Origin of the sequence: Rhodococcus sp. EPR-134 (assembly GCF_001647205.1) — a bacterium.
Lineage (GTDB): Bacteria > Actinomycetota > Actinomycetes > Mycobacteriales > Mycobacteriaceae > Rhodococcus_F > Rhodococcus_F qingshengii.
Map to the genome: position 1 here is coordinate 1 of NZ_LVCT01000158.1, position 12856 is coordinate 12856.

Here is a 12856-nt window from a genome sequence, read left to right on the forward strand (position 1 = left end):
TCGTATGTGCCTGGTGCTTGGCGAATGACGGCTCCACGAGTGCGCAAGGTATCTCCTGAGGTAAGAGTTGTTCTTCGGCTTCCTCAGTTGTCTACTCGAGAGTTCAGGACGGGCTCGAGGCCTATCTCACTGATCGGACGTTTCGTATCTTTCAGACTCGTCCGGGGTGCGTCCCAAGATGGCGAGTTGCAGTTCGGTGAGCAGTCGCGTATCCGGCTCGTCCAACGAAATGCCCATGATCTGTTCAGCGCGCCGAATGCGGTAGCGCAGCGTGTTCGGATGTACTTTCAGAGACGAGGCGGCCTTCTTCACATCCCCGAAAGCTGTCAGGTAGGCCGTGAGCGTGAACTGCATGTCAGAGGTGTTCTTGTCGTCGTAGGAGACGAGTCTGTCGATACGAGGGTCCCGCAATCGCTCGTGATCAGCAACGAGGTCGAGTATCTCGCCCAGCAACACCGCGGTGCGTGACGCCGCGAGTGTGGTGACCTTCGAGGTTTCGTGATCATCGGTGGTATCGAGCACGCGGTCCACTTCTCGACGCGCCTCGGGTACGCCGTGCAATCGCGCGATCGGGACCGCGACGGCGGCGCGCACGCTGATGCCCGCACGGGCCTCGACTACTCCCACGGTGTCGTAAGCCCAGTCGCTGATCGCGACCTCGTGTTCGGCCTGAGGAAACAGCACGTAGATCCGGTTGTCGATGATCGTTGTGACCGCGTCGCTGCGGAATGCGCTGGCGCGCAGGCGCAAGGCGTTGGTGATTCGATCGAGATTCGATCCGGGCGCGAGTGATGTCGCAAATCCGATGACCGCAGACGGTCCGTCGGTGTTGATGCCGAAGGAGCCGGCCAGCGAGTGCATGTCGACTCCGCCGGAGCGAACGCCGAACAGCCTTTGCAATTGGGCATTCTCGCGGCTGGAGGCGTCCAAGGTTCGCATGAGAATGCGTGCGGCGACTGCCGCTGCACCCCGCAATACCGCTTGGGCGTCGTCGGAAAGAGGTTCAGAGGCGCGCTGCACCCAGATGCTGCCGAGATTGTGTTGGTGTGCAACAGAACCCGTCGGCGCTGACAGGTCCGGGCGGGTGATGCTCACAGCCAACCTGTGCGCGGCTCCGATGCTCGGCTCGGAGGGCAGACTGATGACCTCGTCCGATCGCCTGAGATGCTCGAACACGCCTCTGCGCTCTATCCATTCGGTGTATTCGATCGGCCACTCCCGGCCCAGTATGGAGAGCTGACGGAGTTCGTCTTCACCTTCGTGAGCAGCTGAATATGCGATGACATGGAGTGCCGTGTCGTCGATCGTCACGAGTCCGCCGGTCAATTCGGCGATCGTCTCCGAGAGCGCGAACAGATCCGAATCGCCACCGGCCACAGCTCCTGAGACGGCCCGCGAACGGTACATGCTCTGTGTCAGAAGTCGTTGTACGAGTGAATAGACGTGTCCGGAACTAGCCTGCGGATGTACCGCGGCCACTGCGATTCCGATGTTGCGTGCGGCGGTGAGAAGCGTCGTCGCCTCGCGCGCATTCTTGACGAGCAAGAGCTTCGGACGACGCCTCGCCGGCCTGCCTTCGAACTTTCGCAACCACTGCGTCAACGTCGATTCGGGAACCCCCACGGGGAGGTAAATGTCGGAGATCGCACCACGGCTGTCGGTGCCGTCGATATCGGAGGACTCGACGAGGGCGATCGAACGGATTTCGACATCGAGTCCGTCCGGGCTTTCCAGAAGCTCGATCACGGACTTGTCCGTGGAATGCATGAGGGCGCCGAGGGTGGTGCCGACACTCGGCCCGTTATTCCTCGGACCTGTCGACGCTTGCGGGAGGGCTACAGAAAGTGGCTGCACATTTGCTCCTCGGCCAGTGGGTCATTACAGGCTAACCCCGACAGACGAAATGCAGAATAAGGAAATAGGGGACAAATTTATTCGTCAGGCATGGTGATGCCGAGTTCCTGCACCTTTTCGGCGACTGCCTCTGGAAAAACGTTCTTGAACAGATAAAGGTCTTGTCCGATCACCCAACCAGGTGCCAAAGCCGTCGCATATCGTTCGAAGTATCCGAGCTGTTTACCGAAAAGAACCAATTCCTCGGGACTCGCAACGCCCCACTGCTTGCCCAACTGAATCAGTGCCATGATCAATTCACTGAGCTTGAGTTCACCCAGGTCACGGCCGAGAATCGGGGCCAGGGCCGTTGCGACCTGCATACCGAGCTGATCGTCGTCGACCTCGTAGTCGGTTGCATATCCCAAGGATCGAATTCCGCGGGCGACACGGGCGAAATCACCGTCGATGAGGGTCGCTCGGAACATGTCGGAAAGGATGGATCTCCAGGTCTCGGGAAGGACGCCGACGATGCCGAAGTCGAGCATCGCTATCCGGCCGTCGTCGAGGACCCACAGATTCCCGGCATGTACGTCTCCGTGAAACGGACCGTGAACGATGACTGATTCGAGCCAGACCTTCACTCCGCGTCGGATCAGCATGCGGGCTTCGTCGATACCGTCCGGACCGGCGACGAACCGATCGAGCGGAACGCCTCGCATGCGTTCCATGCAGATGACTCGGGGGCCGCAGTAGTCCCAGTACACCTCTGGTGTCGTGACTCCTTTGTTGTCGCCGAACGCACTGATGTTGTTCCGGAAAGTGGTTTGCCGGTCGGCCTCGACCGCGCTGTTCAATTCCGTCATCGTGGCGTTGTGCAGATCGCGAATGATGGCGGTGGCATTGGCAATTCGAAGGAACTCGACAAATTTCTCGAGGATGTTCGCGCCCCAGTACGCCGCCCGCAGGTCGATCAGCATCCGCGCATAGATGTCCGGACGCTGGATCTTGATGACCGCCTCTCGGCCGTCGTGCAGAACGCACGCGTGTACCTGCGCTACCGATGCGGCCGCGAGAGGTACGTCGTCGAATTTCGCGAACAGGTCGTCCACGGGGTATCCGAGGTCTTCGTGCACGACGCTTCTGGCCTGCTCGGCCGGGAAAGACGGAACGTCGTCGAGGCAACGTAAGCATGCATTGGCGACGGGGGCGGGGAACAGGCCTGACGACGACGCGACCAGTTGCCCGAGTTTGACGAAGGTGGGACCCAGCGCGATGAAGCCGTCGACCATCCCGTCGGAAGCAGCGTCCGCCCAGGTGCGTCCACGCTTGCGGAAAGGCCACACGATCAGTGCCAGCATGATCGACGTGGACAACACGACGGCGATGATCGCGGAACGCCACAACTGGGCGAGGCCGAAGCGTTCGAGGTCCGGCATGCGGACTTCGAGGGCAGTGGCGGGCACTCCTGACGAGTACGGCCCGACAGGTCGCGTTGGATCCAGCACAGCTCTCCCTCGTTCAACGAGCGCATCCAGCATTTTGCCGTGAGATCACTTACGCGACCCCTTCCGTTAGTCAGTATGCCAAGTCACACATAACTGCCGGAACCGCCTACGCGTTCAGCCTACGATCGGTGAATGCGTGAGCACTTGATCCCGATCGGCGAGGTTGCAAAATCGTTCGGAATTGCGGCGTCGACCTTGCGTTATTACGAGGACGAAGGACTGCTGTCCGCGCGGTCGCGAACTGGCGGTAAACGCTGGTACGGGCAGCGTGAGCTGCGCCGGCTGGCATTGATCCGGATGTACACCGAGACGGGAATGTCCTTGGAGCAGGTGCGGTCCTTCATCGAAACCGACACCACGTCCGAGCAGTTCTTCACAGTTCTCGCAGATCAAGTGTCGACGCTCGAGGCACAGATCTCCGCAGCCAACCGAGCGAAACTGATACTCGAGCATCACCTGACGTGTCGGCAAGAGCGTCCGATGCAGTGCCCGTGGTTGCTCGAGCAGCTCGACATTCGTGTCGAAGCGGCGCTTGACTTCAAGTTGACTTGAACCTTCATAGTTAGGGCGCACTTACCGTCCTACCCGGAGGTTGACCATGTCGGCACGACGATGGCTGCCGCTCATCGCCGCATGCATCGGAACTTTCCTGTTACTGACGTACGCCACGATCACAACGATCGCGGTGCCGGCCATCGCAGTGGGTTTGGACGGCAGTACGGGCGCGATGTCATGGGTCGTCGACGCCTACACGCTGGCTCTTGCCGCGCTTCTTGTGGGCATGGGCGCACTCGGCGATGCGTGGGGACGCAAACGCCTCTACATCTGCGGACTGGTCGTGTTCCTGGTTGCAACGGCCGTGTGCGCGATTGCTCCGGACGTCACGGTTCTGGTCGTTGCTCGCGGCGCGCAAGGAATTGCCGGTGCGGCGATGTTCGCGACACTCTTGCCTCTGCTCGGCGACGCATATTCGGGCCGCGATCGGCACGTGGCTTTTGCCGCGTGGGGTGCCGTCGCTGGATTGGCGGCGGGAATCGGCAATGTTGCAGGAGGGCTGCTGACGCAGTTCTTCGACTGGCGTGCGGTCTTCTATTTCGGAATCCCCATGGCCGCAGTGGCGCTCGCAATGGGTGTGTTCTGTTTCGCCGACAGTGAGCGCGGCGACGACAACATCGACTGGGCCGGAATCGTTTTGTTCACCCTCGCTGCCGTTGCCGCGGTTCTCGGCGTGACGTGGGGCGGCGACATCGGGTGGGCTTCGTCGTCGACAGCTCTTGCCTTCCTGATCGCAATCGGTGCGCTGACGGCGTTTGTGTTCTGGCAGCGTCGAGGCAGCAGTCCGATGCTCGATCCGGCATTGTTCCGATCCCTGAAATTCGACGGCGTCCTCGTCGCTGCTTTCGGGTACTACCTCGCGGCCTACGGCCCGCTCGTAGTCCTTTCACTGTGGCTGCAGAACGGGCTGGAACTGTCGGCATCGGCGGCCGCACTCGTGCTCTCGATTCAACCGCTCGCTTTTGTCTTCGTATCGGCCTTGTGTGGATCACGGCTTCAGCGAGTCGACCTTCGACTGTCGCTCGGATTCGGGACGATCCTTTGCGGAATCGGTTGCGTGGCCATGCTGTACGTTCTCACCGAGCCGGTCTGGCCCGCACTGATCGCCGGGCTGATTCTGACCGGTGTCGGTTCGGCGATGGTGTCGCCGGTGCTGCCGGGTGCCGCGATGTCGGACGCCCCGGCAGAGCGCGCCGGGACGGCTTCGGCAACAGCCAACTCGTCGCGTCAATTCGGGCTTGCCGTCGGAATCGCGTTGTGCGGCTCGCTCTTCGTCGGTCCGGACGAGTTCGCCTTGCTGTGGCCGTTGGTCTTCTGTGCCGGCGTCGGAATGCTCACGGGTTTGGTGTCGATCCTTCTCTTTTCTCGTTCGTCAACTCCTGCAACAGTTCAACCAATCGCCGAAAGGGCACACACATGACCACGCTGTTCACTCCACGACCGCACCGGCGTATCGAGATGGACTGGAATCGCCGCAGGTTCCTCGGCGCTGCAGCAGGATTGGCTGCTGCGCTGGCAGCGACCGGTTGCTCGCGTTCGGACGCGGACGCCGGGGGCGAAGGCGATGCAGGCTGGTCCTTCACCGATGATCGCGGCAATCTGATCGAATTGGATTCACCACCAAGGAGATTTGTCACCTACACCGGTATCGCGGGTGCTCTGTGGGATTATGGACTGGTGTCTGTCGGAGTTTTCGGGGCACTTACACGATCGCCGGGATCAACGGACACCAGCATCTCCGGCAATTTGGATTTCTCGAAGACCGAGATGGTCGGGCAGCTCTGGGGACAAGTGGAACTCGAGAAGATCGCTGCGCTGGAGCCGGACGTCGTCATAGTCCCTCAGCTGCGTGGTTCGGCACTACTCGACGAGGCGAACTTGGATGCGGTGAAAGGCTTGTCGACAGTACTGTTCGTGGAAACGGCAGCAGGAACCATCGACCGAGCCGTGCAAGAGATCGTGGAACTGGCCGTGGAACTCGGGGCGGACCAGGATATGGAGGCTCAGCGAAAAGACTACGACGCTGCGCGTGCACGGATCTCCGAAGTTGCTTCTTCGCTGAATAATTCACAGGTTTTGTTCGCGTCCGCAGATCCGGACACGATTCGTGTCAGTCGTTCGGGCTTCCCGATCCTTGCAGATCTGGCGGGATTGGGCCTTGCCGTCGTCGATCCGGCCGAGGGATCGTCGGTCTACGTCGAGAAACTGGCTTGGGAGATGGCGGACCACTATCCGGCCGACATGATCTTCCTCGACGATCGCCCGTCCAGTTTGCAACTGGATACGCTCGGCGCCAATCCTGCGTGGTCCAACTTGTCCGCGGTGAAGGAGGGGAAGATCGGCACCTGGAATCCGGAACCCGTGCTCAGTTATGCCGGGATCGCCCGTACGTACAACGATCTGGCTGACCAGCTGCTGGCATTCTCACATTCCTGACCGCCGCGTCGTCTACGACGTATGGACCTCTTCACCGATCTGTCTGCTCGAGTTGAATCTCTCGATTGGCCTGCGCTGATCGAGGGAATCGACTCCAGTGGGTGTGCCCAGACGACGCCGATACTCGACGAGTCGGAATGTCGCGAAATTGCTTCCTGGTACTCGGAGGTCGACCGGTTCCGGAGCACCGTCGACATGGCTCGATACCGCTTCGGCCAAGGGGAGTACCGGTACTTCGGTGATCCCGTACCGGAGCCGATCACGGCTATGCGATCCGCCTTCTACCGACACCTCCTGCCCGTGGCGCGGGAGTGGGCGTTCAAGCTGGGTGAGGGTGCACCGTGGCCGGATTCTTTCGAAGAATGGATCGATCAGTGTCACGACGCCGGTCAGAATCGCCCTACCCCGATCCTTCTGTCCTACGGACCTGGTGACTGGAATGCATTGCATCGGGACTTGTACGGAGAGTTGGTGTTTCCCTTGCAAGTCGTGATCGGGCTCGACAGACCTCGCATCGACCACGTCGGCGGCGAGTTCTTGCTCGTGGAACAGCGGCCGCGCGCCCAGTCGAAAGGGACGGTGACAGTTCTCGAGCAAGGTCACGCTTTGATCTTCACCACGCGGGATCGACCGGTGCAGAGTTCTCGTGGGTGGTCGAGAGCCCCTGTGCGACATGGTGTCAGCGTGGTGCACTCGGGTACGCGTCGAACATTGGGATTGGTGCTTCACGATGCCGAGTAAGACGTACATTCTCCGCGACGCTCGCAACAAACCCTGCGAGAGTTCGACGCCCGGTGTGCTTGGCGGGCACCGGAAAACGAAGATCTACGGGCGACTCGACTGTCGAGGGGCCGCGCAGGCAATCGCGCGTGGCGGGTATGTCGCCAGTCGGGTGTTCTTCGCGGACGAGCCGACCGCGATTGCGGCCGGTTATCGCCCCTGTGCCGTCTGCATGCCCGAAGGTTACGCAGCCTGGAAGGCAGTTGCTACGCGCCGAAGCGGTCGCGGTACTCCTTCGGAATGAGCGGCTTGTCGCCGCGGACCTTCAGCTGCTGGACAGCCCAGGTATTGCCGTCCGGGTCGGCGAATCCGAAGAAGGTGCCCCCGTCACGCTCGTCGAAGACGGTGACCTCACTGGCATCGACGCCGCGGTCGATGAGCTCCTGGCGAGCCGCTGCAGCGTCGGCCACGACCAACTGCAATCCCTTCAACGAACCAGGGGCCATCTCGGTTTGCGACGGCAGGTTGCCGATGACGATCGAGCAGCCCGAACCACGCGGAGTGAGCTGGGCGACCGTCATGTGTTCGTTGACGGTGTGGTGGTCGAGATCGAAACCGACCTTGTCACGGTAGAACTCGATGGAACGGTCGAGGTCACTGACGGGAACGATGACTACTTCGAGGGTCCAGTCCATGAAACTGCCTTTCGCTGAGGAGGTTCGGGCAAACAGGTGGTCAGAGTTGCGCGACGATCTTGTCCAGGCGTTCGTAACCTTCGGTGACGCCGAGCTCCATATTGCTCTCGATCATTCCGTCTCGCGCTTCGAGGCTCGGATATACGGAATGGCCGGAGAGGCGGGTGCGTCCGTTGCCCAGATCCTCGAACGTGATCGATTCGATGCTGACGACGTCGGGAAATCCCTCGTATTCGAAGGTCTGGATGGCAAAGTCGTTCTCGCGAACAACGTGAAATACACCGTTGAACCGGAACTCTTCGCCCTCGGGGTTGCGATGGACGTACTTGTATCGACCGCCGCTCACGAACTCGTATTCGTCGATCTCCATCTCGTATCCGTTGGGGCCGAGCCACTGCTTGACCAGATCGGGATTCGAATGAGCTGCGAAGACGGCGCTGACGGGTGCGTCGAATTCGCGGGTGATGTCGATGTACGGCACGCCCTCAGGAGCCGTGATGGTGACGGGATTGGTGGTAGCCATGGCTAAGTCTCCTTCTGTGTGGTGCTGAGTAGGTGATCGAGCTTGCGGAACTGTTGTTCGTGGATCAGTCGATAGCGGTCGATCCAGGCGGTCAAAGCCTCGAGAGTTGCGGCGTTGAGATGTACCGGCCGCCTCTGGGCTTCGCGGCTGCGAGTGACCAAACCCGCGGCTTCGAGTACCTGAATATGTTTGGAGATGGCCTGTTTCGTGATCTCGAACGGCTCGGCCAACTCGTTGACCGTTTGGGGGCCGGTGCTCAGGCGGGCGATGATCCGCCGTCGTACCGGGTCGGCAAGCGCCATGAACGCTTTGTCGAGACGCTCGTCCGCCCCTGGATCCACGATCACTTGTCAACCATCTCCTTTATCAACCAATCTGTTGATTACGATACGAGCCCATGCCGAGGGTGTCAATGCTTCGAAACCGATTAGCGTGGAAACCATGAACGCTCTGATTCCTCGGCCACGATTGGAAGTGGCGCCGGGGGCGATCCTCGTTCCGGATTGGCTCAGCGTCGAACAGCAACGCTTCTTGGTGGCCGAGTGCCGACGGTGGGCGACCGCACCCGTACCGATGCGCTCCGCTGTTGTCCCTGGTGGGCACAAGATGTCGGTGCAAACAGTCTGTCTCGGTTGGCATTGGCAGCCGTACAAGTACACGCGCACCGCCGACGACGTGAACGGTGCGCCTGTCGCAGCGGTGCCTGACTGGCTCGTCGACCTCGGCCGGGCCGCAGTTGCCGCTGCCTATGATGATCCGACTGCGGGGGAGCGGTACACGCCGGACACCGCGCTGATCAATTTCTACGACGAGGGCGCTCGGATGGGCATGCACCAGGACAAGGACGAGCGCTGCGACGCTCCCGTCGTCTCACTGAGCGTCGGGCAGAGTTGTGTCTTTCGATTCGGGAATTCCGAGAACCGGAACAAGCCGTACACCGATGTCGAACTCCATTCGGGTGATCTCTTCGTCTTCGGTGGAGAGTCTCGGTTCGCATATCACGGAGTGCCGAAAGTTATTGCGGGAAGTGCAAGTCCCGACATAGGTCTGCCATCCGGGCGGCTGAACATCACGCTGCGCGATACCGGGATGTCCTGAGTTTCAGGTTGATTTCGGCCTCGCGAATGGGAGGATCGGTGGGCAGCGCTCGGAGAAGAAACGGGCATTCAATTTATCGACATCCCAGGTCATTCTGAAATAGTCACCAACTGTGGTCATTAGTTAAGGCATCAACCTTCGTTGAATCCGTCCAATTGGTCTCGTTTCATGTCAAGATCAACCGACGCCGTTTCAGGCTGAACGAGATGGAGATTCGATGCATTCGATCACACGAGCGGCCCTTATCGGTGCTGCAGCTCTTCCGTTGGCAATGGCTGCTCCCTCGCTGGCCTCAGCTTCCACAGCTGCCGACGTCACCTTCGCTTACAGTGCTTCCGGCTCGACCGTGAGCAACACCATCACAAACAATTCGGGTGGAGCTCTGCAATGCAGCACCTCGCTCGCGAACGCGCCCGGCGGAGTGCTGCCACCGATCGAAGTGACGATCGGTCCGGGACAGACGATCTACGAGAGCGGCGTGATCCCCACCGGCACAACAGTTCGGACGATAAACGATATCCCGGACGGCTCCTACGTCGTCCTGGCATCCTGCGGCAGCGTCGATGAACCGACGAGTATGTGGGTATCGGACTATCCAGGACTCGAGCCCTACCTGGCGATGTTCCCGTACACCACATACGCGGTGCAACAGGCATCCTGGGTGGTCTCACTGCCCAGCGCTGGTGCGCCCACATCAACCCCTGGCATGAACTTCGGGAGCTGACACCGGTAGTGGAACTGTGGATCGCCATCTGCCCGAGAGAATCGGTGTCGGGCGCGATCACTGCCGTCTTTGTGTAGCTGTGGTTTTCGTCGATCAGAGCTCTCTGTTTGCCTGTAGTGACTGTGAAATAGGTCGTATTGATTGCTGAGGCTGAACAATAGAGAGGGCTGAAAAAGTTGGGAGACAGGTGTTTTGGCAGGAGTGATCCGTGTGCCATCAGTACAGTCTCGACCGGAACCAGTGATCGAGGCTGATCATGTCGATCTGGTGCATGTCGAGACTCAGCTGGGCAGCAGCTTTCACCGCGTCGGCGCGGGGGATAGAGTTCTGGGGCAGAGTCCAGTTGGTCTCCCGTGCATGTTGCTCGAGAAGGTCGATGACTGTCCGCGGGACAGGCTCGTTGACGTGAAGTGTTGAGCCGTAGCGAAATTGCTGTTCTATCGACAACTCGTAGATGGATCGGGCGAGTAGGTCTACGTCGACTACCGACAGGACAGCGCTACCGCCGTCGATGATCGAGTCGAGGCGAGAGACAATTCGCGTCAGTGTCGGAAGAAACCATCTGTCGCCGGGTCCGTACACGAGATGCGGCCGGACGACCAGGCCTCCGGCGTCGCGCACGAACTTCTCGGCGAGAGCGCGCGTGCGACTGGCAGGTGAGAAGGGGCTGAGAGGTGCGCCGTTGACCGGCAAGTCTCGAAACGGTCCCGGCCCGTACACGGCCGCGGTACTGACGTAGAGCAAGCGTTCGACGCCGACGTCGGCGGCCATCGACGCAACGTTCTGTACGCCGTGTTGGTTGACGTGAACGCACTGTTGTTCGTCGTCGCCCACGTACGACACGCAACAGATGACGGTCGACGCCTGACTCATTGCAAGTCGTAGAGAAGCACTTTCGTTGATGTCGCCGATCACGGTGGCGATTCCTTCACGGCCGAACTGTTTGGCTGCGGTGGCCGTGCGAACGAAACCGATTGCAGCGTTTCCGTCGCGGGAAACCAGCTGTTTCATCACTGCGGAGCCGATGAAACCAGTGGCCCCGAGTACCAGAGTCGTCACGGTGTGTCCGTGTCGAGAGCGTTGCTGCGGGCTCTTTCGACGTATCGTTGAGATTCATTCCGTCGGCAACGAGAGCTGGGTAGATCATGCAGGAGCGTGCTGTCCTGACGCGCCAGGCCGTCATTTTGGGTGCTGCGAAGAGCTTCGAGAAGTTCGGGTACTCCGCCAGTTTGGGCACGATCTTGCAGCACGGGGGTGTGTCGAAGGGGGCGATGTATTTTCATTTCGCGTCCAAGGAGGAGCTTGCGCACGCGGTCATCGCAGCGCAGCACGGTATGGCGATGGAGGGTACCCGGCGGGTTGCTGCGCACTCCGACATCGCGGTCGAAACCCTGGTGCTCGTTTCGCAGGAGATGGCTCGGCAGCTTGTGACCGAGCCCATCGCGCGAGGTGGCATGCGGTTGACGATGGAGATCGGCAGTATTCAAGGCCCCATCGAACAGCCGTACCTCGATTGGATCGAGGCTATCAAGCAGGTGGCAACCCAAGCGGCCGAAGCCGGCGATATCGTCCCGGGCACCGATATCGACGCGTTGGCTCGATTTGTGGTGGGGTCGTTCACCGGAGTGCAGATTCTCTCGGAAATGCTGACGGGCAGAACCGATCTGTACGAGCGGTTGAGTCAGATGTGGAACCTGGTGCTGCCAACGATCGTCCGCGAGGACAAGTTGGCGCACGTCATGCAACTGGCGGCGCTTGCACCGAGAGAGTGGGAAGCACCGAGCGCTTGACGTGGTAGACGCGACGAGAAGAACGTGTTCGTTCCCTCTCATGATTGGTCCGCAACTGTAATTTCGAGTTCCGCGGTGGTTTCCAGTTCTTGAGTGAACCGAACTCGGTGCACATGGCCCGACGCGTCAAGGGGGATCGTTGACACCTCGCACGGCGTTTCCCATTCAGTGAACCTCGGAAAGACCGCCGAGAGTGAGGCGATCTTTGTTGCTGGGTTGCCGATGTGAAATCGGAGCGCTTGTCGGGCGGCCTCGAAAAGTATCATTCCTGGGATGTGGTCGACGGGGTGGTCGAAAAGGGAGTGGTTGCGCGGATCGGGAGCGCAGAACATCGCGTGCCGAGCAGGATCAGTGCTGATGAGCACATCTCCATCGGTTAGGCGTCCGACTCGCTCCGATCCGACCACCGCGGCTCCGGAAGGAAGGATGCGTCGGCTCGGGCGGTGGTCTTCTCGTCCTTGCCGAATTCGACGGTATCCCTCGGGGCTGACTCCTCGCGCAACAGCGTTGCATCTGGCGACGTGCCGGTTGCCCTCGCTGAGGATCCCCGATACTTCGACCCCCGAAACCGCTCCGTCGCGATGAGTGAGGTTGTCCACTGTCATCGAGAAACTCAACGGCTCCGCGACTGATTGCACGTCGAGCGCGTCCAGCATCGCGAAGCTGAACGTTTCCATGAGGAACTTGTAGTGCAGTGGAATCTCGTATCGGGTGTGGCACAGAAGCACCACTGCCTGTCGAAATGCTTCTGCCACCCCGAGCGGATCGTGTTGCTCGCTCGATACGTCGAATATCCGGTGCGAGACCGGGAGTTGCACAGCAACCTGGTACACCGAGTCCGATTCGATCCGGTAGTCCGTCAAGAAAACCTCGGCAACAGCATGTCTGTGGACGAGATGCCGCGGCACTGTGCGTGTGTATTCCATTGATTGAATGCACCTTTCGATGTTCACTCGTGTCTTCGGTGTCGTGTA

15 protein-coding genes are annotated in these 12856 nt (G+C 60.3%); 8 read left to right on the plus strand and 7 right to left on the minus strand.

All coding sequences use genetic code 11. From position 1 onward, the window contains the following. Positions 1-126 precede the first annotated feature (126 nt). Together A2J01_RS06950 and A2J01_RS06955 are read right to left on the minus strand one after the other, a co-directional pair. Positions 127-1767: a PucR family transcriptional regulator gene (locus A2J01_RS06950; protein WP_030536470.1), complete on the minus strand. Its 1641-nt coding sequence runs from the start codon at positions 1765-1767 to the stop codon at positions 127-129. A gap of 164 nt (positions 1768-1931) precedes the next feature. Further along, positions 1932-3341: an ABC1 kinase family protein gene (locus A2J01_RS06955; protein ID WP_064112390.1), complete on the minus strand. Its 1410-nt coding sequence runs from the start codon at positions 3339-3341 to the stop codon at positions 1932-1934. Between the two features lie 132 nt (positions 3342-3473). Here A2J01_RS06955 and A2J01_RS06960 point away from each other — a divergent pair, with 132 nt between their 5' ends. Genes A2J01_RS06960 through A2J01_RS35005 form a run of 5 tightly spaced genes read left to right on the plus strand, consistent with a single transcriptional unit; the run spans position 3474 to position 7356 of the window. Continuing rightward, on the plus strand, positions 3474-3893 hold the full coding sequence (locus A2J01_RS06960) for a MerR family transcriptional regulator (protein ID WP_003940592.1): 420 nt from the start codon (positions 3474-3476) through the stop codon (positions 3891-3893). A 46-nt stretch (positions 3894-3939) separates the two neighbouring features. Then, positions 3940-5316 carry an MFS transporter gene (locus tag A2J01_RS06965; RefSeq protein WP_064112391.1) on the plus strand — a complete coding sequence of 459 codons (1377 nt, stop codon included), beginning with the start codon at positions 3940-3942 and terminating at the stop codon, positions 5314-5316. Continuing rightward, the gene (locus A2J01_RS06970) at positions 5313-6332 is read left to right on the plus strand and encodes an ABC transporter substrate-binding protein (protein WP_064112392.1); all 1020 of its coding nucleotides are present in this window, start codon (positions 5313-5315) and stop codon (positions 6330-6332) included. Before A2J01_RS06965 ends, A2J01_RS06970 begins: the two co-directional genes overlap by 4 nt. Positions 6333-6353: 21 nt before the next feature. Then, positions 6354-7073 (plus strand): 2OG-Fe(II) oxygenase, encoded by a 720-nt coding sequence (locus A2J01_RS06975; protein ID WP_064112393.1) that lies wholly within the window; start codon positions 6354-6356, stop codon positions 7071-7073. Next, positions 7063-7356, plus strand: coding sequence for an Ada metal-binding domain-containing protein (locus A2J01_RS35005; protein WP_082900818.1), 294 nt, complete (start codon positions 7063-7065; stop codon positions 7354-7356). Before A2J01_RS06975 ends, A2J01_RS35005 begins: the two co-directional genes overlap by 11 nt. Here the strand turns inward: A2J01_RS35005 and A2J01_RS06980 are convergent. From A2J01_RS06980 to A2J01_RS06990, 3 genes are read right to left on the minus strand one after another with little or no spacing between them, the layout of a single operon-like run. Continuing rightward, on the minus strand, positions 7319-7747 hold the full coding sequence (locus tag A2J01_RS06980) for a VOC family protein (RefSeq protein WP_003940449.1): 429 nt from the start codon (positions 7745-7747) through the stop codon (positions 7319-7321). The two genes, A2J01_RS35005 and A2J01_RS06980, sit on opposite strands and share 38 nt — an antisense overlap. A 40-nt stretch (positions 7748-7787) precedes the next feature. After that, positions 7788-8270, minus strand: coding sequence for an SRPBCC family protein (locus tag A2J01_RS06985; RefSeq protein WP_003940319.1), 483 nt, complete (start codon positions 8268-8270; stop codon positions 7788-7790). Positions 8271-8272: 2 nt separating this feature from the next. Then, positions 8273-8617 carry an ArsR/SmtB family transcription factor gene (locus tag A2J01_RS06990; RefSeq protein WP_003939956.1) on the minus strand — a complete coding sequence of 115 codons (345 nt, stop codon included), beginning with the start codon at positions 8615-8617 and terminating at the stop codon, positions 8273-8275. A 94-nt stretch (positions 8618-8711) separates the two neighbouring features. On the opposite strand from A2J01_RS06990, the gene A2J01_RS06995 reads away from it, so the two are divergent. Both A2J01_RS06995 and A2J01_RS07000 read left to right on the plus strand, forming a co-directional pair. Continuing rightward, positions 8712-9368 (plus strand): alpha-ketoglutarate-dependent dioxygenase AlkB family protein, encoded by a 657-nt coding sequence (locus A2J01_RS06995; RefSeq protein ID WP_037128920.1) that lies wholly within the window; start codon positions 8712-8714, stop codon positions 9366-9368. 217 nt (positions 9369-9585) lie between these two features. Then, a complete protein-coding gene (locus A2J01_RS07000; RefSeq protein WP_064112394.1) occupies positions 9586-10092 on the plus strand; it encodes a hypothetical protein in 507 nt (168 codons plus the stop codon). Positions 10093-10308: 216 nt separating this feature from the next. On the opposite strand, the gene A2J01_RS07005 is transcribed toward A2J01_RS07000, so the two are convergent. Next, positions 10309-11151: an NAD-dependent epimerase/dehydratase family protein gene (locus A2J01_RS07005; protein ID WP_030536480.1), complete on the minus strand. Its 843-nt coding sequence runs from the start codon at positions 11149-11151 to the stop codon at positions 10309-10311. Positions 11152-11237: 86 nt separating this feature from the next. Between A2J01_RS07005 and A2J01_RS07010 the strand changes: the two genes are divergently transcribed. Then, positions 11238-11882, plus strand: coding sequence for a ScbR family autoregulator-binding transcription factor (locus A2J01_RS07010; RefSeq protein WP_003940238.1), 645 nt, complete (start codon positions 11238-11240; stop codon positions 11880-11882). 38 nt (positions 11883-11920) lie between these two features. On the opposite strand, the gene A2J01_RS07015 is transcribed toward A2J01_RS07010, so the two are convergent. Beyond that, positions 11921-12808, minus strand: a complete 888-nt coding sequence (locus A2J01_RS07015) for a ScbA/BarX family gamma-butyrolactone biosynthesis protein (RefSeq protein ID WP_064112395.1) — start codon at positions 12806-12808, stop codon at positions 11921-11923. Positions 12809-12856 lie beyond the last annotated feature (48 nt).

Excerpts from the sequence above, each read along its gene's own strand:
- A2J01_RS06950 (WP_030536470.1), bottom strand. The coding sequence starts at position 1,767 with ATGCATTCCACGGACAAGTCCGTGATCGAGCTTCTGGAAAGCCCGGAC.
- A2J01_RS06965 (WP_064112391.1), top strand. The coding sequence starts at position 3,940 with ATGTCGGCACGACGATGGCTGCCGCTCATCGCCGCATGCATCGGAACT.
- A2J01_RS06980 (WP_003940449.1), bottom strand. The coding sequence starts at position 7,747 with ATGGACTGGACCCTCGAAGTAGTCATCGTTCCCGTCAGTGACCTCGAC.
- A2J01_RS06985 (WP_003940319.1), bottom strand. The coding sequence starts at position 8,270 with ATGGCTACCACCAATCCCGTCACCATCACGGCTCCTGAGGGCGTGCCG.
- A2J01_RS35005 (WP_082900818.1), top strand. The coding sequence starts at position 7,063 with ATGCCGAGTAAGACGTACATTCTCCGCGACGCTCGCAACAAACCCTGC.
- A2J01_RS06960 (WP_003940592.1), top strand. The coding sequence starts at position 3,474 with ATGCGTGAGCACTTGATCCCGATCGGCGAGGTTGCAAAATCGTTCGGA.
- A2J01_RS07000 (WP_064112394.1), top strand. The coding sequence starts at position 9,586 with ATGCATTCGATCACACGAGCGGCCCTTATCGGTGCTGCAGCTCTTCCG.
- A2J01_RS06975 (WP_064112393.1), top strand. The coding sequence starts at position 6,354 with ATGGACCTCTTCACCGATCTGTCTGCTCGAGTTGAATCTCTCGATTGG.
- A2J01_RS06995 (WP_037128920.1), top strand. The coding sequence starts at position 8,712 with ATGAACGCTCTGATTCCTCGGCCACGATTGGAAGTGGCGCCGGGGGCG.
- A2J01_RS06970 (WP_064112392.1), top strand. The coding sequence starts at position 5,313 with ATGACCACGCTGTTCACTCCACGACCGCACCGGCGTATCGAGATGGAC.
- A2J01_RS07015 (WP_064112395.1), bottom strand. The coding sequence starts at position 12,808 with ATGGAATACACACGCACAGTGCCGCGGCATCTCGTCCACAGACATGCT.
- A2J01_RS07010 (WP_003940238.1), top strand. The coding sequence starts at position 11,238 with ATGCAGGAGCGTGCTGTCCTGACGCGCCAGGCCGTCATTTTGGGTGCT.